Annotated in this window: 18 protein-coding genes and 1 pseudogene; 9 read left to right on the top strand and 10 right to left on the bottom strand. The window is 39.9% G+C overall.

Annotated features, from left to right (window positions below):
• From Xedl_RS25815 to Xedl_RS15135, 3 genes and pseudogenes are all read left to right on the top strand, one after another.
• Window positions 1-82, top strand: a pseudogene (locus Xedl_RS25815) (IS5/IS1182 family transposase); the annotation flags it as partial.
• 99 nt (window positions 83-181) lie between these two features.
• Window positions 182-985, top strand: a complete 804-nt coding sequence (locus tag Xedl_RS15140; RefSeq protein ID WP_074024655.1) for a hypothetical protein — start codon at window positions 182-184, stop codon at window positions 983-985.
• Between the two features lie 27 nt (window positions 986-1,012).
• Complete coding sequence (locus Xedl_RS15135; protein ID WP_074024654.1) at window positions 1,013-1,408, top strand: hypothetical protein; 396 nt, start codon at window positions 1,013-1,015, stop codon at window positions 1,406-1,408.
• 220 nt (window positions 1,409-1,628) lie between these two features.
• Here Xedl_RS15135 and Xedl_RS15130 read toward each other — a convergent pair whose 3' ends face one another.
• Together Xedl_RS15130 and yegD are read right to left on the bottom strand one after the other, a co-directional pair.
• Entirely contained in the window at window positions 1,629-2,579 is a 951-nt protein-coding gene (locus tag Xedl_RS15130; RefSeq protein ID WP_074024653.1) for a zinc metalloprotease, read from the bottom strand.
• 397 nt (window positions 2,580-2,976) lie between these two features.
• Window positions 2,977-4,332, bottom strand: coding sequence for a molecular chaperone (yegD, locus tag Xedl_RS15125; RefSeq protein WP_074024652.1), 1,356 nt, complete (start codon window positions 4,330-4,332; stop codon window positions 2,977-2,979).
• Window positions 4,333-4,694: 362 nt separating this feature from the next.
• Between yegD and Xedl_RS15120 the strand changes: the two genes are divergently transcribed.
• From Xedl_RS15120 to Xedl_RS15110, 3 genes are all read left to right on the top strand, one after another.
• Window positions 4,695-6,116, top strand: a complete 1,422-nt coding sequence (locus tag Xedl_RS15120) for an aminotransferase-like domain-containing protein (RefSeq protein WP_074024651.1) — start codon at window positions 4,695-4,697, stop codon at window positions 6,114-6,116.
• Between the two features lie 126 nt (window positions 6,117-6,242).
• Window positions 6,243-6,812 carry a HutD/Ves family protein gene (locus tag Xedl_RS15115; protein ID WP_074024650.1) on the top strand — a complete coding sequence of 190 codons (570 nt, stop codon included), beginning with the start codon at window positions 6,243-6,245 and terminating at the stop codon, window positions 6,810-6,812.
• A 302-nt stretch (window positions 6,813-7,114) separates the two neighbouring features.
• Window positions 7,115-7,939 carry an omptin family outer membrane protease gene (locus Xedl_RS15110; RefSeq protein WP_074024649.1) on the top strand — a complete coding sequence of 275 codons (825 nt, stop codon included), beginning with the start codon at window positions 7,115-7,117 and terminating at the stop codon, window positions 7,937-7,939.
• Between the two features lie 75 nt (window positions 7,940-8,014).
• On the opposite strand, the gene lhgO is transcribed toward Xedl_RS15110, so the two are convergent.
• From lhgO to Xedl_RS15095, 3 genes are all read right to left on the bottom strand, one after another.
• The gene (gene lhgO / locus Xedl_RS15105; protein ID WP_074024648.1) at window positions 8,015-9,205 is read right to left on the bottom strand and encodes an L-2-hydroxyglutarate oxidase; all 1,191 of its coding nucleotides are present in this window, start codon (window positions 9,203-9,205) and stop codon (window positions 8,015-8,017) included.
• Window positions 9,198-11,168 (bottom strand): TRAP transporter permease, encoded by a 1,971-nt coding sequence (locus Xedl_RS15100; protein ID WP_074024647.1) that lies wholly within the window; start codon window positions 11,166-11,168, stop codon window positions 9,198-9,200. Before Xedl_RS15100 ends, lhgO begins: the two co-directional genes overlap by 8 nt.
• A 75-nt stretch (window positions 11,169-11,243) precedes the next feature.
• A complete protein-coding gene (locus tag Xedl_RS15095; RefSeq protein ID WP_074024646.1) occupies window positions 11,244-12,290 on the bottom strand; it encodes a TAXI family TRAP transporter solute-binding subunit in 1,047 nt (348 codons plus the stop codon).
• A 364-nt stretch (window positions 12,291-12,654) separates the two neighbouring features.
• Between Xedl_RS15095 and Xedl_RS15090 the strand changes: the two genes are divergently transcribed.
• Window positions 12,655-13,485, top strand: a complete 831-nt coding sequence (locus tag Xedl_RS15090) for an alpha/beta fold hydrolase (protein ID WP_074024645.1) — start codon at window positions 12,655-12,657, stop codon at window positions 13,483-13,485.
• Window positions 13,486-14,293: 808 nt separating this feature from the next.
• On the opposite strand, the gene Xedl_RS15085 is transcribed toward Xedl_RS15090, so the two are convergent.
• A complete protein-coding gene (locus Xedl_RS15085; RefSeq protein WP_074024644.1) occupies window positions 14,294-14,872 on the bottom strand; it encodes an NAD(P)H-dependent oxidoreductase in 579 nt (192 codons plus the stop codon).
• An 80-nt stretch (window positions 14,873-14,952) separates the two neighbouring features.
• Complete coding sequence (locus Xedl_RS15080; RefSeq protein ID WP_074024643.1) at window positions 14,953-15,918, bottom strand: AraC family transcriptional regulator; 966 nt, start codon at window positions 15,916-15,918, stop codon at window positions 14,953-14,955.
• Window positions 15,919-16,296: 378 nt separating this feature from the next.
• Between Xedl_RS15080 and Xedl_RS15070 the strand changes: the two genes are divergently transcribed.
• The gene (locus Xedl_RS15070) at window positions 16,297-16,950 is read left to right on the top strand and encodes a hypothetical protein (RefSeq protein ID WP_074024642.1); all 654 of its coding nucleotides are present in this window, start codon (window positions 16,297-16,299) and stop codon (window positions 16,948-16,950) included.
• A 154-nt stretch (window positions 16,951-17,104) separates the two neighbouring features.
• On the opposite strand, the gene ychF is transcribed toward Xedl_RS15070, so the two are convergent.
• Together ychF and pth are read right to left on the bottom strand one after the other, a co-directional pair.
• Complete coding sequence (ychF, locus tag Xedl_RS15065) at window positions 17,105-18,196, bottom strand: redox-regulated ATPase YchF (RefSeq protein ID WP_074024641.1); 1,092 nt, start codon at window positions 18,194-18,196, stop codon at window positions 17,105-17,107.
• Between the two features lie 111 nt (window positions 18,197-18,307).
• The gene (pth, locus tag Xedl_RS15060; RefSeq protein ID WP_074024640.1) at window positions 18,308-18,898 is read right to left on the bottom strand and encodes an aminoacyl-tRNA hydrolase; all 591 of its coding nucleotides are present in this window, start codon (window positions 18,896-18,898) and stop codon (window positions 18,308-18,310) included.
• Between the two features lie 262 nt (window positions 18,899-19,160).
• Between pth and ychH the strand changes: the two genes are divergently transcribed.
• On the top strand, window positions 19,161-19,436 hold the full coding sequence (ychH, locus tag Xedl_RS15055; RefSeq protein WP_074024639.1) for a stress-induced protein YchH: 276 nt from the start codon (window positions 19,161-19,163) through the stop codon (window positions 19,434-19,436).
• Between the two features lie 74 nt (window positions 19,437-19,510).
• On the opposite strand, the gene Xedl_RS15050 is transcribed toward ychH, so the two are convergent.
• Window positions 19,511-21,493: an autotransporter outer membrane beta-barrel domain-containing protein gene (locus Xedl_RS15050; protein ID WP_074024638.1), complete on the bottom strand. Its 1,983-nt coding sequence runs from the start codon at window positions 21,491-21,493 to the stop codon at window positions 19,511-19,513.
• Window positions 21,494-21,558: the final 65 nt, after the last annotated feature.

Here is a 21,558-nt window from a genome sequence, read left to right as displayed (position 1 = left end):
ATACGATAAATTAGCCCGAAATTATGCCAGCATGTTGGCGCTGGCATTTGTCATGATATGGCTACCCATGTGGGTTGAGTAAAGGATAAACGGTAAACGTCAACACGCCCTAGCTATTAGCTTATGGGCTTTTAGTATTTTAATAAACATTATATTTAAAAAATCAAAGGAAATTAAAGGTATGAAATTTTTTTTGAGACGAGCACAGACAATATTTATTCTAGGTCTTACACTGTCTGTCTCAGCGGTACAAAGCTATGCCGCATTTAATGAAAATGATCCAGTCAACAACCATTATTCCGCTTCATATAATGACGGTGGAAGGATAAATTATGGGCGTGGACATTCTCCTCCATTGTTGCATACAGAGAAAATTTTGGGAGATTCACAATGCAATGATTTTCTTGTTGTTTACCCCATGGCAAAAAATTTAATTCCCATTACTAATATATTGCTAACTAAGCCTAAACCTACTCCTAAGATTAAAACATGCGAAGTTGAACTAAACACAACAAAGACTTGGATTGCCAGTTCATGGTATAGTACCTTTATCAAAAAGGATGGTTGTCAGATTAAGCTTAGGTTAATTTGTGATGGAAGTGAAAGTAAATGTTCCCCTTCTGTTGGCGACTATTCCACAAGCAATAAATTTCAAGTAATTATATATGATGATGAAAAAAATCATAAGCAAGAATCTATTGAGCGTATTCAAAACACAGAAAAAGCTAATGTAACTCACCATTCGAACATCGTAGAATCAACCGATAATATGAAGTTTGAAAATAAAGGCAGTGGCCTTGTAAGAGTTTCATATATTACTTCTAGTTGTTACTATGATACTGGCCCAAGATCATTTGAGGTAAAACCAAACTTAGATCGTGCTTTTACCATAAAAACTAGTAATAAAGTTAGTTGGTCCTGGTCGAATTGTCTTAATCAAGACAAAAAAATCAGTTGGGAAATTGAATATATTACATGTGAATAAATACGTTAAAAAAAGAGGTTAAATCAAATGAAAACATTTTCTATACTTGCTTTATTTTTGAGTATAATTAGCAATGTAGCGGTTGCTACACCTAAAGATACTACAAGTAATACACAACCTAAATTAAATATAATTAACCAAATAACTAAGGCGGTTTTAGCAAAAGACTGCACCCTCAATCAAGGTTATCTTATTTCTCTATCTGTAGGATATAATGATAATAAAAATTGGGTAACTTATACCATTAAAAATATAAAAGGTGACAAGGCTTGGTATTGGGGGGCTTATCAAGTTGATACCCCTGCCGGGAACGCCATGCTTGCAACGGCAATTTATGCTGCATCTAGTGGACAAAAAGTTATTATTCAATGTGACTCCAATAATTATATTAAATCTCTTTGGGTTGGGCCTGATGCTTACTAATCCATCCATTTAGTGGCATTATTATTTTTCCAGTTGCGCTACGCGTATGAGAATTAATCCGTCAGAGCTATGAAGCATTTGAAATCAGGATATTAGAAGGTATAGTGAACCTCAGGCTTGGGAACTTACCGGAAGCGGACGCGCGGTTGCTTCGCCAGAGATAATCGTCTGTCAGATTGATAGTTCCCAGCCTAACGGAAACAAATGTGATAACAACTGATCATTGATTTTTAGCCCTTATTTCTGGCGGATACCTACGCGAGCAAGAAACCATATTCTGGATCCAACGCCTCTCACCATTGGATAAATGGATCATATGTCTTGCAAGGTGTTGATATTGTTGTTGATTATAAAGGTAAAACGTTTGCAACAATCCAAATATAGAATTTTCCATAAGAGCTGGTTCTGGCCTATCTTGTATAGTTTCGAGCGAGGCAACACCTAGCTCTTCAAAGATATGCCATCTTTCTCTTGGTGGTGGATAAAACCTCATTGGATTTGACATTACTCTTGGATGAGAAAGCCCTACTGCATGTCCAAATTCATGAAGCAGAAATGTATAAGTAAGATTTTCTAGTAAAACTGTCCTATCATTGGTTCCAAAGTTAGTTTCTAATTGTTGTAAATTTACTCTGCTTATGTCACGAGTTTGTCTAATATATATTCCAGATGATGTAATAAAAGAGTATTGGCTATTAAGATATCTTAAGAACCGATATCCTGCTTCATATGTAATAGCAAGAGTATCTGTATCACTAAAATAAGAATTTGGAACGGTTCGTATAATTAAATTTGGAATGCCACCACCTGCTGACAATGGTAATATAGTTAGTCCATAACTTCCAAGAATTTCATTCCAATATGTTGCTGCTTCATCAACAAGAGGCTGCAAACGAATATCTTCACTCTCACCACCTTCTATATTATAACGAATTGTCATTTGTGGATCTATAAGGTAACGCATAAAAGGCCCATAATGGCGTGTTGCTGAATATGGCCTGGGGATATTAGTGTGCAGTGTGTCATATTCAAGAAAGAAGCTAACATGGCTATAGGCTGGATCAGAGGGATCAAAATGAGAAGGTTGAGCATAGCCATCAATCGTTGCTGTAAGTAAAATAAAACTTAACAGATTAAATATTTTTGATGACTTGAGGGATTTTTTATACATAGGATTTACCTTTTTATTTTATATGTATTTAAAGGCACATTCTAAAATAGAATACTCAATGTGCCCCTCATTTCAGACATCAATATATGTGGCTAAGAATGTTGCCGATAAATGGGTAAGCTAAAAATCGCTTTCATTTTCTGTCGGTAAAATATTTTAACCGTTTGTCCTATGATATCTTTTTAATTTAATGTCAATATATTACGCTTCATTATTATCTCACTATCACTTTATAGTCTGGCAAGTTAGTAACAGGTTATAGCACAATAAGACGGCAAGAAAATTACATAGAAATCTGAGGACGATAGTCATCGAAGCTCACTTTTGGCGATTATGGCTATCTAAGAGCCAAGATACTCCCCTCACTCAATAGAATCAATTAATCTATGGAGATGACCTATTGAGCAAAACAAATTTTTGCCCAGCGTGCCAGACCCGTTGTTACTGAACCGAAGTAATTACCTCCAACCAACGGGATCCCTGGCAATTTTTGTTCAACCGCTTGGCGCAGAATGGGGGAACTGGCTGAACCACCTGTCATAAAGATCACATCAGGTTGGGTTCCGCTTTGTGCCACAGCTTCACTAACTAATTTTGTCATTTTCTCTTTAGTGGAATCGATTGCCACAATCATCTGATCACGTTGAATATCAACTTCAATTATCTCTGATAATAGGTTGAGTTTAACGCGGCATTCAGCTTGCCCTGAAAGCGTAATTTTGGCTTCCTCTGCACTGCGAACGAGGCTGTATCCTAATGTCTCTTGGTACACTTTCAATAAGCGGGCGAGTTTTTCGGGTTCTTTGGCATCTCTGTACAAAGATTTTAATGCCGCTAAATTCTGACGAGAGTAGAACTCTTTCTGGGCTTGTATATCATTAATGGCAATCGGGTTCCAAAACTGTGTCAGTGGCATGTCAATACCTGAGGTAACTTTGCTGCCTAATCCGAAAGGATGCATAAGTTGTTTAAAAGTGAGATTAATATCTAAATCATTTCCTCCGATACGTTGACCCGTGTGCGCCAGTAAGCTGTCATTGCGTTCAGCCAGGTTTCGCCAGCTTGGCCCCATTCGAATAACCGAACAATCTGTTGTTCCGCCGCCAATATCAACGACCAATACCGTTTTATCTTCTGTTAATGTGGCTTCATATTCCAGGCCTGCTGCCACTGGTTCAAATTGGAATTCAATGTTGCGAAAGCCTGCCCGTTTTGCCGCATTAAGTAAGATTTTTTCAGCTTGTTGATTCGATTTATCGCCGCCACGTCCATGAAAATTGATTGGGCGACCAATGACAACGTCTTCGACAGCTTGCTGTTTGTTGGCTTCTACTTGTTGTCTGATATTTGCCATCATGGCACAAACCAGATCCTCAAAAAAACTGATTTGAGTATCTCTTAATCCCATTGCACCCAAAAAAGACTTTGGTGACTTAACGTAATAAACCTCTTGAGGATCTTCTAAATAGCGAGCTAATGCTTTTTGTCCAAATACGAGATCATCAGGCAAAAGTTCAATGCCTTCCTCTCGGTTTGTTGTGATCGCGCTACGAAGTAATTGCTCACCTGTTTGATTGCCTGGTTTGATATTCCAGTGGCGAAATAAGTGCTCAGAAATGGCTTCTCTGGTCGGTGCAGCCAGAGCAGAAGGCATATAGAAGCTACCATTTTCAATAGCAATTAGTTGTGGTGTATCTTCGATTATCTCTGCTACTGCGCAATTTGATGTGCCATAATCAAAACCGATGAACATGGGTTTCCTCATAATTTAATCGTGGGAATTTTAAAAAGGGCAGATGCTATCCTAAATGAGTTCTGAACGCGAGCTTAGTTTGCTCTAATGAACTGACTCACCCGTTATTTTATTCAAAAAAGGATAATCAGAAATACTGAAATACCTTATTATTTCTTCTTAGAATATATATAAGCAAATTATAGAGAAGTGTTTTTTTTAATAAAAAATTCATTCTTAACAGTCCCGTATATGGTAATTATCTTTCTCAGGTGAACTTATTTATTCTAATCATAGCGTGATTTCTGTTCCTGAAAATACCAAGTATAATATTGAAAATTTTTCACTTTATACCTATAACAGTTTAGATAAAGGCCAAACATATGACGCGTTACGAACAATTGGCTGGAATGATCCGCCAACAAATAGAAGACGATATTTGGCAGGTGGGTGATAGATTACCCTCATTGCGGGAATCGGTAAAATCGTCGGGTTTGAGCTTGATGACTGTGTTACAAGCTTATCAATTGCTGGAAAGCCAAGGATGGATCGTGGCACGTCCACAATCAGGATATTACGTTGCCACTCGATTAAAACCCTTTGCGGCGGCAAAAGGGGGAAAGGGACTAAACCTAAGTGAAAATGTGGAGATCAGCGCTTCCATATTTGATGTTTTACAGGCCTGCAAAGATCCGCAAATTATTCCTTTCGGTTCAGCATTTCCTGATCCTTCTTTATTGGTTGAGCCCAAATTGTCAAAAATACTGGCTTCAGTTGCTCGCCGTTTTGTGTCACACAGTTCGCTAGCAGGTTTGCCGCCAGGTAATGAAAAGTTACGGCGCAATATATCCCGTCGTTATGCTTCCCACGGTATCCATGTTTCCCCTGAGGAAATTGTGATTACTGCCGGAGCAATGGAGTCATTGAGTTTAAGTTTGCAATCTGTCACTTCACCAGGGGATTGGATAGTGATTGAATCCCCTGCTTTTTATGGGGCGCTGCAAGCGATAGAACGGTTACGTTTGAAAGCCATTGCCATTAAAACCGATCCCCATACAGGCATTGATTTGCATACTTTAGAAGAAGTTGTGCAGAAATATCCAATAAAAGCTTGCTGGTTGATGTCGCGTTTTCAAAATCCACTGTGCTGCACAATGCCTTTTGAAAATAAACAGCGATTGGTAGGGATTTTGAACCAAAACCAGATCGCTCTGATTGAAGATGATGTATATGGTGAATTGTATTTCGAGCAGGAGCCTCCGGCACCAATCAAAGCATGGGATACTGAAAATAATTTCATGCACTGTTCATCATTTTCAAAATGCCTTGCCCCTGGTTATCGGGTAGGCTGGGTTGCAGCAGGCAAATATGCGCAGAAAATTCAGCAACTACAGATGATGAGTACGGTATCTGCCAGTACGCCGACACAGTTGGCAATTGCGGACTATTTGGCGCAGGGAGGATATGACAATCACCTGCGTCGATTGAGGCGGCAGTTGGAACAACGGCAAAATCGGATGCTATGGGCAATTAGTGAATACTTTCCCCAATCCGTGAAAGTAAGCAGCACACGTGGTGGTTATTTTCTCTGGCTGGAGTTTGAACCACCTTTTAATGCTAACCGACTCTATCAACTGGCATTAGCAAAGAATATCAGTATTGCACCAGGTAGCATGTTTTCCACTAGCACTCAGTTTGATCATGCTTTTCGCTTGAACACTTCATTTGCCTGGAATGAAACTCAGGCTTTGGCAATGAAAGAATTAGGGAATATGTGCCATATGCTTTTAAAGGAATGCGGGTAATCAATCACACTTCAACTATCTCAATATTGTCGTAGGGGAAATTATTTGCCAATGTTCCGGTTAACAAGTTGATACCGGTTATCTTTTAGCACTGTAAACAAAATCTAAAAGTGGTGAGGGAGTGGCATGAAAATGAAATGCTTCGATTATGCAACATTACCAAATGTGCAATGGTCTGGAGGGGGAAGCGAAATAAGGGATATTGTTTGCTGGCCTGTATCTGATGATTTCGCCTGGAGAGCGTGTTTTACGACGGTTCATCAAAGTGGGGGATTAGGGCAATTCCCTGATGTTGAATGCTCAATCGTTTTATTAAAAGGAAAGGGTGTTCGTTTGACCAGCCCAGGTTTTTTGGAGCACGAATTGGTGAAAAAGATGGCTCCATTTAATTTTTCAGGTGATATTTTGACACATGCGGAATTATTGGATGGTCCTGTTCAGTGTTTCAATATTATGACTCGCCGTTCATGTTGGGCTTCTGATATTTCAGTTATTTCTGATGAACGTTTACTGCCAACCTCACACAGTGGTGTACTTTATGTTTTAAAAGGACGTTGGGAAATGACAGGAGCGAATTGTGTCCAGCTTGCTTTTGGTCAAGGTGCATGGTGGTTGCCGGATATACGAGAAGGGGTAATTAAGCCATTGATTGCGGATAGCCAGTTATTGTGGGTTGATTTACGTCCGATTGGCTAAATGGGATAATCATAAAAAATTAATATAATTAACGGCCTGCTATAAAGCAGGTCGTTGAGTTTTATGCAATTAAATACAATGGCTTTAAGTTTTAGTTAAAAAAACTTTACCTAAAAAATGAAAAATAGCGAAAAGAGTATAATCTTAAACTATAAGCATATAACGATAAAAGTAATATACATAAGATATTATTATTTCTGTCATTGATAGTTAAATAAATTATCTATTGTGGTTATGGATAGCTATCAAGATAACAGAAATTATAAAAATTCAATTTACATTCTGGTAAGGTTTTAATAATTATGAAAAAAATCTTAATAGCGACTCCATTGTTGACTTTTTCTTTTGGGATCATGGCAGAACCTGCTTTATCACAATTGAACTGGAAAATTGGCGATGCACTGATTGCCAGAGATAAAGTATCCTGGAACCCTCTTGATAGGCTAACCATGAATGCGGGAGGTTGGGTCAGATTATCGTCACGTGATAGCAAAATGGTTGATTACGACGGGCTGGATGTAAACCAGAGTCATTGGACTCATTGGTCATCCAGTGATACTGACATAAATGATGCTAATGAGTTTGATTTAAATGCCGCAGGTTGGTTAATTAAACAATCGAATTATAAATTAGGGGCGGTATTAGGTTATCAGGAAACACGTTTCAGTTGGACGGCTTATGGTGGTCATTATATCTATGATAATGATGCTAATATCGGAGAGTTTCCTACAGGGATGGCCGGTGTTGGCTATAAACAAAAATATAGCGTGCCCTATATTGGATTATCTGGACAATATCGTTATCAGGATTTTGAATTTAATCTTTTACTAAAATATAGCCCGTGGGTAAAAGCCTGGGGTAACGACGAGCACTATATGCGTCGCTTAACCCTTCCTCAGCGATCTGATAATGTGCATTACTTCGGTGCCAGTATAGATGCTGGTTATTATTTAACGCAAAATACGAAGGTGTATACAGCATTTATCTGGAATAAATATCGCGAAGGTAAAGGCCAAACGAGGTTCATCTATTATGATGCTGACTACACTAAAGATTTAGGTGATGATTCTATCGGGATTGAAAACCGAAACTACAGTCTCGATCTTGGATTACAGTACCATTTTTAATTTTCTTATCATCGTATTACTGACAGCTACCGCTTTTTCGTTTTCGGTATCTGTCAGTTTAAGCCGCGCCAATCCTCACAGTTCAGTAAAATATCGCCTCACAATTTCCCTGCCAATCTCCATTGAAGCCGTGGCTGCTGGTGAAGGTGCATTACAAACATGCAGTGAACGAAGGCCTTTCACAAAGTGAAAATCATCCACTAATTTGCCATCAATGGTCAGGGCTTGAGCGCGTACGCCGGCTGGCCCTGGGGTGATATCTTCTGGCTGCAAATCAGGAATAAGTTGGCGGGCATTTTCGGTAAAAAGCTGGCGAGAAAAGGAACGTCGCATTTCAGCCATACCTTCACAAAAATAACGTGTGGCGATTTTCCAAAATCCTTTGTAAGCCAATACTTCTGCTAAATCCCGTAGGTTAAAATCTGTTTTGTGATATCCCTCGCGCTTAAATGCCAATACAGCATTTGGGCCAACATCGCGTTTGCCATTGTGCATTCGCGTAAAATGAACGCCGAGGAAAGGAAAATCAGGGTTAGGTACAGGATAAATCAGATGGTTAACCAGATAGTTTTTGTTGCTATCCAGAACATAATATTCACCACGGAAGGGAACGATTTTCATCCCTGTCTCATAACCTGCCAGCTTGGCAATTCTGTCACTGTGCAATCCGGCACAATTCACCAGCCATTTTGCCTGATAACGGGTTTGCTGAGTTTGAACTTCAACATAATCACGATGTTCGTGAATACCTTCAACTTGCTGCTGATAATGAATATCTCCACCCTGGTTTTGAATTATTTCAGCCAATTTTGCTGCAATTTCTGGGTAGTTTACGATCCCCGCATCCGGTACTAATATTGCTTCAAGGCCGTTGACATAAGGTTCGCGCTCTTTCAATTGAGCTTGTGAAAGATGGCTTACTTCAAGGCCATTTTTCAATCCTCGCTGATAGATATTTTCCAACAAGGGAAGCTCCTTGAGTTGTGTGGCGACAATTACCTTACCGCAACGGTCGTAATATAATCCATGTTGCTGACAAAATTCATATATCGTATGGTTGCCTTGTTTCGCCAGTTGTGCTTTTAAACTTCCGGGAGTGTAATAAATGCCGGAGTGCACAACGTTACTATTGTGGCCGCTTTGGTGTACAGCCACACTATTTTCTTTTTCTAATATCAGCAAGCGCAAGTGCGGATGCTGTTCTTGTAAGGCATTAGCGGTGCCAAGCCCGACCAATCCTGCACCAATAACAATCACGTCATACATTTTTAGAATGTTCCTCATTATTTTTATTTTTTACATGTTCCGGTTTATTGCGTAAGAAATGCATGGTTCCTGCCCCGATAATCAATACTATTCCGGCCAAATCTGTGAATATGCCCGGTTTGATTAGCAAGATCGCGGCAATAGCGAAAAGAATTCTTTCTAACCAATGAGTTTTGTACATCCAGAAATTAGCGCTGGCAACGGAAAGTGAATAGATGCCAATCAGGGCGGTCAGGATCATATAACCAATAGACAGGACGTTTAAGTCATCACCCTGCATCAATAATGCTGGGTTGTACACCAGAATAAAGGGAATGATAAAACCGGGTAGTGCCAGATGGACGGCATTCCATGAAGTCTGTATTGGATCCGCGCGGGCAATGCTGGCCGCCGTGTAACTGGCGAGTGCAACAGGTGGGGTAATATTGGAAAGGGCGCCAAACCAAAAAACAAAGAAGTGGGCGGCTAGTGGTAAAACACCAGCTTTAATTAATATCGGTGACACTGTCACTGCGACAACAATATACAAGGCAGTCGAAGGCAATCCCATACTGAGGACGATGCAAACTATCATAACAACCAGCAGGATCATCCACAGGGTATTGTTGGTCAGGGATACGATATTGAAAGCGAGAGTTGATCCAATGCCTGTCATGGTGACAACACAAATAATCACGCCAATGGCCGCACAGGCGACAGTGACCTGAATAGCCCCACGGGCAGCTTCATTCAGGGCAGTAGCGATTTTCCTGGGAGTCATACGTACAGAAGTGTCTGGCGTGATCCAACTTGCGATAATAATTGCGATAATACCGAGGAAACCGGCATAAATCGGCGTTTTTCCGGTCAATAACGTTCCAATCACGATAAAAAGTGGCAACAATAGTAATCCACGGGATTTGAGCACGGCTTTAACTTGGGGAATATTTTCCTTGCTGACGCCTTTCAATCCTTGTTTTTTGGCTTCCAGATCAATGGCAATAATCAGGGCTGCATAATAGAGCAGTGCCGGAATAATAGCTGCAATTACAATAGTAGTGTAAGAAATGCCCAAAAAACCGGCCATGATAAATGCTGCGGCTCCCATAATCGGTGGCATGATCATGCCTCCTGTTGATGCCGCTGCTTCGACTGCACCGGCAAAACGGGGAGACAGGCCGATGTTTTTCATCAGGGGAATCGTGAAGGTTCCGGTTGTGGCGACGTTGGCAACCGCACTGCCACTCAGTGACCCCGTCAGAGCAGAGGAAATAACTGCAACCTGGGCAGGTCCGCCACGACGGCGTCCAGCCATTGCCATGGCAAGATCATTGAATAATGTCGTTGCTCCGCTGACACTCAAAAATGCACCAAACAGGATGAAAACAATAATTGCCGTTGATGCCGTGGAGAGGGTAATACCGAAAATCCCTTCACTGGTCATAAATAAGCGGAACAGCAGACGCTCAAGTGAAAATCCGGCATGACCGAAGATACTCATGAAATAGTTGCCAAATAAAGCATAGATGATGGCAAAAAGGGATAGGCCAGGTATGAAATAGCCGGTTGTACGCCTCGCTGCCTCAAATAATACAGCGATACCGATAACAGACATTACATAATCGGTGGTATCAGGAATGCTGTTGCGTACAACATGCAAGTCAGTGTAAGTAAAATAAAAATACCCATAGCTGACTAATGTGAGCAGAATAAAAAGGTAATCCCAATAATTAAATTTAGGGGTTGAATAACGTTTGGCCATCGGAAACAGAATAAAGCCTAACACCAGAATGCCAGCGAGAAATGTTGCATTGCGATAAAACTCCTGCGTATTGGATAACGCATTGGAATAGATAGCATACAGGGAAATAGCGATGGCAAGTATTGTCGTGAACTTCAAATAGAAGCCGATTAAATGGCGGCTGCCTGATCCTGCTTCTTTATCCTGCTCCATCGTGGATGGTGTGACATTATCAGTATTCATGGTGACTCCATAATATTATGGTCAAAATATGATGGAAGAATTACGTTGAACTTTATGATTCCAGGTCAAAAATCATTATTGGCTGTCTATAGATTTAAGTTCTGGAGGCACAAGATAGTCAGGAATATCCAGGCCAATTTCGCGATAATATCGATATGCACCAAGATGTAATGGTACGGAAACACCTTTCAATGCGTTTTCAGGCAGAATGTATTTTGCGGAGCTATGGATCTGATGGACTTCTTTTTGATTTTCAAACATCACTTTTGTTAATTCATAGATAGTTTTTTCATCTATTTTGCGGGTCGTCATCAGAATATTGGGTTGCGCAATAGTTTGGATAGGCTGTTTTTGCCGTGGATAAGTCTCCGGTTGAATAACAAAACGAAACCATGAGTTGGCAATAGCGTTAATCTTTTTTAGTTGTTCATCTGTCACATTGAGAATACGTGCAGGAACACCACTGGCATACATATCTGTGACTGCTGAAGCGGGTATACCCGCAGGTAAGGCGCCGCCATCAAGACGGCCGTCCCGCATAGCTGAAACTGTATCGCCATAACCAAGATATTCGGGATGAATATCTTGCTTGCTGAGATTGACACCTTGCAAAATGATCACAGTAGATTGTTCAGTACCGCTGGCTTGCGGTCCAACAGAAAAACGTGTTCCGGCAATATCGTTTAGTGTGCCATCCTTGACTTTATCGTCTAATAAAACAAAGTGTTCGACGTTTGGCCAAAGAACGGAGATAGAGCGTAGATCCTGATAAGGATGGTTTTTGAAATTTCGGACACCTTGATAGGCTTCGACGGCGAGCAAACTCTGCAAAATAGCCAGTTGGGCTTCATTTTTTTGGAGCAGATCAATATTTTCAATCGAACCGGCTGAAGATTGTCCCGTAACTTGAATATGTTCCTGTTTTAAATGGTTACTCCAGACATTGGCTAATCCCACTCCCATAGGATAATAAGTTCCACCTGTGGAAGCCGTAGCAACGGAGAGAAAACGTTTATGAGCATTTTCTATTTTTCCTGTAATGGCCATGATAACCAGAGCAATGGCCACAAGAGCCGTCAATAGGAGTTTTACTTTTGTGGAAGCCCTATTCTTTATTGTCATAATGTGATTACCTGGTGATGATATTGTGTGCCTAATGTTAAGCTTTTGTGCTTATCTGTATACAACATTACCTGTCTGGTTCGGAGTTTTATGTTGAAAATTTGTGATGGATGTTTTGTGTACCATTAAAAAATGGACGAAAAATATGAAGTTACTGATAAGTTTTAAGTGGGGAAGCGCATTGCATAATCTTGCAGAGGATAAAAAAATCAGGTTTTATAAATAAATTTCATAATGGCTTTCAGAAGAGCTTAATTCAGTAAAAATCGCTATCGTTTTATGATGATTCAATACTGATGATTTGTAATAAAGCTAATTCAATTGTTTCCTTAAACTCATCCCTATTACTTGAGGAGAGAGAATAATGACTACTACACAGAATGGCATTAATTACTATAATATTCAGACCCGTTATGCAGGTATTGCAGTAACAGATACTGGCGGGGGTGGGTTACCTGTTCTTTTCATCCATGGCAATTCGAGTTGTAGAGAAGTATTTCGTCATCAAGTTAACCTATTAAAAGGAAAATATCGGGTTTTGGCGTTAGATTTGCCTGGGCATGGTTCGTCATTAAATGCCAGTGAACCACGTCAGGTATATTCAATGCCCAGTTATGCGCGTATGGTCATTGAAGTACTGGAAAAAATAGGCATTAACCGAGTAGTCGTATTTGGTTGGTCATTAGGTGGTCATATTGGTTTGGAAATGTTGGCGTTGTTTCCTAAGATGATTGGCTTAATGATTTGCGGTACTCCGCCGGTATCAGCCGGTACAGATAATGTGGCTCTTGGTTTTCGTCCTGGTCTAGGGCTTGCCGGCAAGGCGGAATTTACTCAGGAAGATATCAAAGTTTTTGTATCTGATACCTATGGTGTTAATGCATCTCATGAGTCTTTTATGATTGAAGCAGTGATAAGAACAGATGGATTGGCACGGCAGTATATGTTTGAGGATTTTCTTTCTCCTCAAGCAACAAATCAAAAATTATTGGTCGAAACCAGCGAAACACCGTTAGCGATTGTTAATGGTGCAGATGACCCATATATTAATTTTGATTATATTGATGGCCTCAATTACCGAAATCTTTGGAAAAGGAAGGTATTTAATTTAGCTGGTCTTGGTCATGCACCATTCTGGGAGGCACCGGAATTATTTAATCCAATCTTGGTCAAGTTTCTTAAGGACTTTCAATAAAATTAGGTATAATAACTATTTGATTATAATAAATAATAGCGGGAGGCTTTGAGTGCATACTGGTTTAATAAATCACTTCAAAGAGCTCCCGCCATTATATTTCAACAATCCATTCCGTCATTACTTTTATAGATTCTGATTTCAATTTTCTAACGTAGAAATAGAATTTTGGCTAGAATCGGATTAAATAATGGTAAGAATATCATGGCTTTTTATTCGTGCAATATTGTAATTAAGTTACAAGCAAATTTGTAAACCAATTTTACTTGATATTAGATTACATAGATTTTCGCATGCTGCCTTTATAGTTGGATTAAATGCCGAACAAGCTAATGCATTTGCGTTAGCTGTGACGACTGTTCCTATAAGTAATGACAGTATACACGCCGCTAATTTTCTTTTCATGATTTGTACCTCATAGAGTTAGAGATTAACATGAATAAAAGTATAAAGATTCATTATGTGATGAGTGCTAACGTTAGAACGAGTGTTAACATCAACATGCACATTTTTACAAGTATTCTGTGTATTTGGCTATTGTTTTTTTTATTTCATTGACATATTGTTTGCAAAATTATAACTTATATTTTTCATCGTGTTATAGAAAAATAATGATAAAAGACAAGCAAAATATATTTTTGATGAGTTCAATTTTTCAGTTAGTGTTAATAAAGTATTTAATTTCTTATGTGATAATTAATAGTGTTATTTTTTATATTTTTGTTGAATGGTTTTATATTTGATCGATTTTAGAGAAAATAAAAATCCACCTGATATACAAGTGGATATATACGATCTTTATTCTTTCTTAGAAAAATGCTGATAAATGTTTTTTTATTCGTTGAATATCCTGAGAAATCTGTGGATTTTTTATCACATCATAACAAGCAAATGTTGGTATTGGAGACATCCCTAAAAACTGGTTTGCCTTGTGAAAAGGGTAGTAAACACTGTCAATGCCTTTTCCTTCAAAAAATTGATTGGGATCTTCAAATGATTCCAGCGGTGCATTCCAGGTTACCGAAAACATATAAGCCTTGCCTTGTATCAGGCCGCCTGAACCATATTTTTTGGCAGGGTCATGACGGGTTCGCCCGTCATTCTTAAATAAGGCACCGCGGCCAGTCTGGAAAACCTCATCGACATATTTCTTTAAAATCCACGGTGCTCCCATCCACCAACCCGGCATTTGGTAAATAACACGATCTGCCCAAAGATATTTATTAACCTCTGCGGCCATGTCATAACCTTTATCTACATGTGTTACCTGAACTTCATGGCCTATTCCTGTCAAGTGATCTTTGACAACTTCGGTTAAGGTGTTATTTAATCCTCCTTTCGATTCCTCAAAATTTTTGGCTGAGTTGATAACTAAAATATGCCCCATAATAATCCTCTGTTTTATTCCATTGATAAACTGAGGATTATCTTAGGACTGATTGGGGTTGGATACATGCCTATTTATTGTCAATCGTTGCCTGATTCTCTAGTGATACCTATTTTCTTCGTCTGAGTGACCCGAAACTGTTTCATATCTCGGCAGGGAGGTTCACCAAAAAGACGGCTATATTCACGATTGAATTGGGAAGTGCTCTCATAGCCAACCTGAAATGCGGTGGTTGTCATATTTTGGTGTTGAGTCAGTAATATGCGTCTTGCTTCGTGTAAACGTAGCCATTTTTGGTATTGTAATGGGCTCATAGAAGTGACAGCTTTAAAGTGATGATGAAAAGAAGAAAGACTCATTTTGGCAATTTTGGCAAGTTGTTCGACTTTTACCGGATCAGCAAAGTGTTCTTTTAGCCATTGAATCGCATGGCTGATTTGGTGGCTTGGACTCTCCTGGCTCGCCATTTGTTGTAAATATCTTCCCAATTCACTTTTCAGTAGCCGATAGATAATTTCTTTATGTATCAGGGGAAAGAGGACGGGAATATCTTCCGGTGTGTTTAATATATCTAATAGACGATTAAAACAGTCTAGCAGATCTGTTGTAGCAGAAGTCACGGCTAATCCACATGTATCCTGAGTTTGATGCTTTATCGTGACCTTATTTTCAACCATTAACTTTGATGCTTCCTGAAGATCAAGTTTTAACATTAAGGCAAAAAAGGGTTTTTCCTTAGATGCGGTGCAAATCTGGGTAATGGTGGGAATATTTGTCGAAGTCACTAAGAGTTGTTGGGGATCGCAACAATAAGAACGATCACCAATCGTCACCCGTTTTGTCCCCTGGGCAATAACCATAATACTGGGATCATATAGCCAACCAACGGGAGCGGTTGGTTGTTCCAAATGACAGAGGGTCAGTTGAGGGATCGCTGTTTTTACGTCGTGTGTATTGGGGCGCGTTAATTTGGCCACTTTGTTAGCCAATCGCTGTCGCTGGATTTTAATTTCTGTTCTATCGGGTTGGTGGTGCGATGCATTCATTTTTTACTCCTTTGCTGTTATGCAGCATACCGCCAGGAGGGAAAATTTTGTATCAGTAATATTAGGTTAAGCCTTACCCATGTAGTGGAGACGATATTTTTTATTTATTGCACTGTTCATTGTCTTATAATAGTTACTATGGTGAAATAGTGTTCAGGTTTGTGATAAATCCACTCGGCGTGTTGCATTAACACAGATAGTTTATTCCATTGGAGATCTGTTAGCATGGTTCGTGGCATGGTGTTGGAATCTGGTTGTTTTTTGGCGAAAGTCATTATACCAAGTCATCATGCAGTCTAATAATCCCTCGCACAACGTCAACAGTTCCTAAGATAATTTTATTATTTTAATTAAAATCTCATTGTAGGAAGGAATAATATGATATTCAGAACAAAATCTTTTAATATTAATCAGCCTGTAAGGTCTGGTTTTTTAAATCGAACTCAATCCTTTTCGGGTAGGATGCCAGAATCAATTGATGTCAGGGCATCTATAGTGACCAAGGAGATTAGTTCGGAAGAAGCAGAAAATGCATTAATGAAAATAACCCAAGAAACTATGAGTAGTGATTGGCAATGTTCTAATCCTCTTGATAATGAACAGAATAAATGGAATACAAGATATAATCAGGCAAGTGGAATTTTCTATTGTATATTAGCGAGAATAAGGTCTCCTGTTGTAAAAAAAACAGGAATATTGTTTTTTGCTTCTTATTTCAAAGGCGTACCTATAGGAATTCTACAATTTTCACCTAAAAATAAGGCGTTAACTGAGTATCCCGAAGTTGATTATTTGGCTACCCATTGTGGTATCAGAAATTGTGGCGTTTTACTAATTGAATATGCAGTAAATAAATCACAACAATTAGGAATGAACGGCAAGTTAACCCTCACTCCACTATCAGGTGCCGAACCCGCATATTTCAATATGGGATTTACTTATTTAAATTCGATGACTTTAATGTTAAATCCCGCTGCAATAAAGAATAAATGGTATTTTATAGAAGGGCGCTATAAATATAAGTTTTTTTAATTAGTTATAACCGCACGCATAGCGGGTGGTTTTTATGTTTAAGACGCTAATGCATCTTAACCTGGCTAAAGCCGTAATAAAAAAATCCACGCAGCCGCGTGGATTTTAAGAATTTTACCAGGATTGGTAAAACATTCTGATATAAGAGAACTAATTAAACGTTAAACAAGAAATTCATCACATCGCCATCTTTAACGGTATAATCTTTCCCTTCTGCGCGCATCTTGCCCGCTTCTTTCGCGCCTTGTTCACCTTTGTAAGTGATGAAGTCTTCAAACGCAATGGTTTGAGCACGGATAAAGCCCTTTTCAAAATCAGTATGGATCTTACCCGCCGCTTGTGGGGCGGTTGCTCCCACTGGGATCGTCCAGGCACGAACTTCTTTCACGCCCGCAGTAAAATAGGTTTGTAGGTTCAGCAACTGGTAACCGGCACGAATGACACGGTTTAAACCTGGCTCTTCCAGACCTAATTCTGCCATAAATTCTTCGCGGTCAGCATCTTCCAACTCTGCGATATCGGCTTCAATCGCTGCACAAACGGGCACAACAACGGAACCTTCTTTTTCAGCAATGGCGCGAACGGTATCAAGGTGTGGGTTATTGTCGAAACCATCTTCATTGACGTTGGCAATGTACATGGTCGGTTTTAAGGTCAGAAAGCTTAAATAGCGAATAATCGCTTTTTCTTCCGCACTCAGATTTAAAGCGCGCAGCATACCTGCTTGTTCAAGGTGTGGAAGGCATTTTTCTAAAACTTCCAGCTCTGCTTTAGCGTCCTTATCACCACCTTTGGCTTTTTTCTGTATACGATGGATAGCGCGCTCGCAGGTATCCAGATCCGACAGTGCCAGTTCTGTATTGATAACTTCAATATCAGAGGCCGGATCAACCTGACCAGAAACGTGGATAATATTGTCGTTTTCAAAACAGCGTACTACATGGCCGATCGCTTCTGTTTCACGGATGTTGGTCAGGAATTGGTTGCCTAAGCCTTCACCTTTTGAAGCACCTTTTACCAGACCCGCAATATCTACGAATTCCATAGTGGTTGGCAGGATGCGTTGTGGTTTAACGATCTCAGCCAACTGTTCGAGACGTGGATCTGGCATCGGCACAACACCAGTGTTTGGCTCGATAGTGCAGAACGGGAAGTTTGCTGCTTCGATACCTGCTTTGGTCAGCGCATTGAATAATGTAGATTTCCCAACGTTAGGCAGGCCAACGATACCGCATTTGAATCCCATATATTTATCACCTTAAATCACTTATAAACCAACAAGAAATAGGCTTGTCGGTGAGTTTACAAAATTGGCGCTATTATACACGCAATAGCCTGATGCGCCATGCACTCGCGGTCAGGTGCTGGCTTTAAATGCATGCAGGCGATTAATTGCCTTATTCATGCCATCCTTAATAAGGATATCAATACAGCGCAATGCTTCATCTATGGCATCGTCAATCAGTGTTTGTTCGCTGGCAAGGGGTTTGCCAAGGACAAAACCGACGACTTTGTTTTTATCGCCCGGATGACCAATCCCGATACGTAGACGGTGAAAGTTAGGGTTATTACCGAGTTTGTTCTGAATGTCTTTCAGGCCATTATGACCGCCATTGCTACCACCCAGTTTCATTTTTGCCACACCAGGCGGTAAATCAAGTTCATCATGTGCAACCAAGATTTCATCCGGCTGAATACGATAAAATCCAGCAAGGGCAAGGACAGATTTACCGCTGAGGTTCATGAAAGTAGTTGGTATCAGTAACCGAATATCCTGTCCATTAATGTTAATACGGGCGGTATAGCCAAAAAATTTACTTTCTTCTTTCAGGGATTGGTTATAGCGTTGTGCTAACAAATCGACAAACCATGCTCCGGCGTTATGTCTGGTCTGTGCATATTCAGCGCCAGGATTTGCCAGGCCAACGATTAATTTTATGTTACTCACGGTTTAATTTCGCTTATTGGCAATAGAACAAAAAGGAGATTAGTTTACCTATCCCAAGGCTTGAGTACAAAACTCATTTAACAAAGATTATTTTGATGGAATGTAAAAAATTAGTCTTAAATTTGTACAGCTTGTGATCACTGCCGCAATAACCTTTTATATAATAAGGCTATAATTAATTTTAAAGAAGATATCTACTTTCGTGCTTTTACGTTCGTTGCATTTGCAAATTAGCGTTCACAAAAAGTATTGGGGGTTGGTTATGAGACGTAAAAAGGCTTTTATTTTTGGCAATATTCTCATGGGAGCAGGCATGGCGGCAATGTTTATTAGTCTGGCTTATGTATTGCTTAGCCATATCTTTAATTTTGGTCTTTCTGAGTTTTTGACTAGTCTCTCATTAATGGGGTTGTTTGTTGGGGCATTTATTTGGCTGCTAGGTGCCAGTATTGGCGGCCGAGAACAGGTTACTGATAAATATTGGTGGCTGAAGAATTACGATGAACGTTATCGCCGCAAAAAGCATCGACATCCGTGATTATTTTAGATATTAGCCTTAAATAAGGCGGTAATTATTACCGCCTTATTTTTACTTGTTAAATGTTCAGTATATTAAAAGTTGACATTGAAACCGAGGTTGAAATAGTAATCATGATTCGGTTCATTATCATTTTTTTCATGTGATACGGCGGCAAATGCGTGAAAGTCATTGGTCAGATTGGCATTAACACCGATGGTATATTGGACATGATTTTTATTCTGTTTCTCTCCCTGCTGGACGAAACTGGTTTTGGTCGCATTGATCGCACTGCGAAGAGTATAGCGTTCGTCGTCGAATTGATGATTGAACAGAATAGAAGCGTAAGGATTGAAACGACCCAGTTTAGTATCTACTCGCCAACCCACCGAACCCACTTTGGAATGATAGCTTTGATCGGAAAAATGCATGGAGGTACTGTTGTTACCTGTTTCACGATAACCATCAATATCTCCTTTGTCCCAGGCATATTGGATGATTGGGCTGGTGGTCAGGTAACGGGTGACAGGGATATCCCAGCCTGCGGTAATTCGCCAACCCCACTGTTTGCCCATCGTTGAACCTGATTCCCTACGCGTGGCTTGACCGAGCTGAATGGAGCGTGACAAATTGTCGTAATTGATACGTGAATAATGGATATCGCCGTTCAGCCACCCGTTACTATAGTAGTTCCATAGTGTGTAAGCTGTTACGACATGACCAGTAGCAGCATAGTTGAAATTAGGGGTTGCATTTTGTTCATCTTTATAACGTGAAATTGTTGCTCCTAATAGCAAATTATCCGTTAGTTGATAATCGCTACCCAATGTGAAGGTATTATTGCGATTACCTGTATAACCTCCGAATATGCCAGCCTTACCTTTGGCCTGATGATTATTGCGAAGTTGTTGCAGATGACCGTCAAGTGAGCTTAGGGCAGTTGTCGTTGGGGTTCGGTTGATCTGGTTCAACGCCATCACTAGGAAAGGGGCGTTGTAGATCGACATAATGTACTGGCCGATGACTTTGTGTGCATAAGGCGTTGGGTGGAGGTCATCGGAAAATAAGTATGATTGGCTTTTATCAAAACCCGGATCGGAAGAATGACACACCATAGACAACACACCTTGTGGGCAGGCGTAACCGAGGGTATTAGAAATGCCATAAATGGTTGGATTCTCAATGACTTCTCTTAAGAGATGATTGATATCGGCACGAAGGATATTGCCGTTACCGAGTTGATTCTCTTCGTTTTGGTTATATTTGTCGGAAAATTGGGAAGCAATTTTACCGATATTATTATAAGCATCAAGCAATTGGTGATAAATCTTTTCCGCTGCTTCTGGATCTTGGGGAGAAGCATTTTCAGCAATCTTTTTTAAAACTCCCTGGATAATTTTATTTCTGATTTCATTATTGGGTGTGGGGTATTTGTTGATGGCCTCATGAACTTGTTGCAGAATTTGGGCGATTTTGTCATTGGGTATTTTGCTTTTTTTTAAAGCGCCTTTAAGTACTGCTTCCATAATTCTAGGGGCTGTACCAAAATCAGGAACATTAGGTACAATAATTAATCCGGCGCCAGCCTTAATGAGTTGATTGATCTGCGATGCTGCGGATGCAGAACTATCATTGATACGACGTTGTGCTGCTTTTTCATCGTTTTTTTCTAAATCACCCAGAGCGTTCTTTATGTCATTGCCTCCTACCCAATGTATGTACACTCCATTCGGATCAGCACGTCCAGAGTGTGCTTGCAAATAATTATTGAGCTGTTTCTGTGTTGAGTGAGCAAAATAATCCCAGAGAGGATCCCCTGAACCGTTAGCTGTAGCCCCTCCATAGGCATAATTGGTTCCGTCTTTTTTAGAGGGCAATAGTTTTTTGCCCGTGAAGTATCGGGCTATATATTCATCATAGAGTTCCGCGTCTTTGCCATCTATTGTAAATCTGCCTATATTCCCACCATCACTCAAACTATCCCCAAAAACATATACGTTGTTATAGGCATAAGAATTTGTCGTGAGGTTAACTAACAGTACAGTCGTGGCTGATACTAAGAAGAGTGCTTTTTTCATGTAGTTCTCCTGAAAAAACAGCGCATTATTTTCATGCCAGCCAAAACACCTTGATTTAAAAGGGC

This window comes from Xenorhabdus eapokensis (assembly GCF_001908105.1).
Note: the sequence above shows the minus strand (reverse complement) of the source record. Positions and strands in the feature narration are given on the sequence as shown.

What these genes read in the sequence shown, in the direction of transcription:
- Xedl_RS15140 (WP_074024655.1), top strand. Translation starts at nt 182, where the DNA reads ATGAAATTTTTTTTGAGACGAGCACAGACAATATTTATTCTAGGTCTT.
- Xedl_RS15135 (WP_074024654.1), top strand. Translation starts at nt 1,013, where the DNA reads ATGAAAACATTTTCTATACTTGCTTTATTTTTGAGTATAATTAGCAAT.
- Xedl_RS15130 (WP_074024653.1), bottom strand. Translation starts at nt 2,579, where the DNA reads ATGTATAAAAAATCCCTCAAGTCATCAAAAATATTTAATCTGTTAAGT.
- yegD (WP_074024652.1), bottom strand. Translation starts at nt 4,332, where the DNA reads ATGTTCATCGGTTTTGATTATGGCACATCAAATTGCGCAGTAGCAGAG.
- Xedl_RS15120 (WP_074024651.1), top strand. Translation starts at nt 4,695, where the DNA reads ATGACGCGTTACGAACAATTGGCTGGAATGATCCGCCAACAAATAGAA.
- Xedl_RS15115 (WP_074024650.1), top strand. Translation starts at nt 6,243, where the DNA reads ATGAAAATGAAATGCTTCGATTATGCAACATTACCAAATGTGCAATGG.
- Xedl_RS15110 (WP_074024649.1), top strand. Translation starts at nt 7,115, where the DNA reads ATGAAAAAAATCTTAATAGCGACTCCATTGTTGACTTTTTCTTTTGGG.
- lhgO (WP_074024648.1), bottom strand. Translation starts at nt 9,205, where the DNA reads ATGTATGACGTGATTGTTATTGGTGCAGGATTGGTCGGGCTTGGCACC.
- Xedl_RS15100 (WP_074024647.1), bottom strand. Translation starts at nt 11,168, where the DNA reads ATGAATACTGATAATGTCACACCATCCACGATGGAGCAGGATAAAGAA.
- Xedl_RS15095 (WP_074024646.1), bottom strand. Translation starts at nt 12,290, where the DNA reads ATGACAATAAAGAATAGGGCTTCCACAAAAGTAAAACTCCTATTGACG.
- Xedl_RS15090 (WP_074024645.1), top strand. Translation starts at nt 12,655, where the DNA reads ATGACTACTACACAGAATGGCATTAATTACTATAATATTCAGACCCGT.
- Xedl_RS15085 (WP_074024644.1), bottom strand. Translation starts at nt 14,872, where the DNA reads ATGGGGCATATTTTAGTTATCAACTCAGCCAAAAATTTTGAGGAATCG.
- Xedl_RS15080 (WP_074024643.1), bottom strand. Translation starts at nt 15,918, where the DNA reads ATGAATGCATCGCACCACCAACCCGATAGAACAGAAATTAAAATCCAG.
- Xedl_RS15070 (WP_074024642.1), top strand. Translation starts at nt 16,297, where the DNA reads ATGATATTCAGAACAAAATCTTTTAATATTAATCAGCCTGTAAGGTCT.
- ychF (WP_074024641.1), bottom strand. Translation starts at nt 18,196, where the DNA reads ATGGGATTCAAATGCGGTATCGTTGGCCTGCCTAACGTTGGGAAATCT.
- ychH (WP_074024639.1), top strand. Translation starts at nt 19,161, where the DNA reads ATGAGACGTAAAAAGGCTTTTATTTTTGGCAATATTCTCATGGGAGCA.
- Xedl_RS15050 (WP_074024638.1), bottom strand. Translation starts at nt 21,493, where the DNA reads ATGAAAAAAGCACTCTTCTTAGTATCAGCCACGACTGTACTGTTAGTT.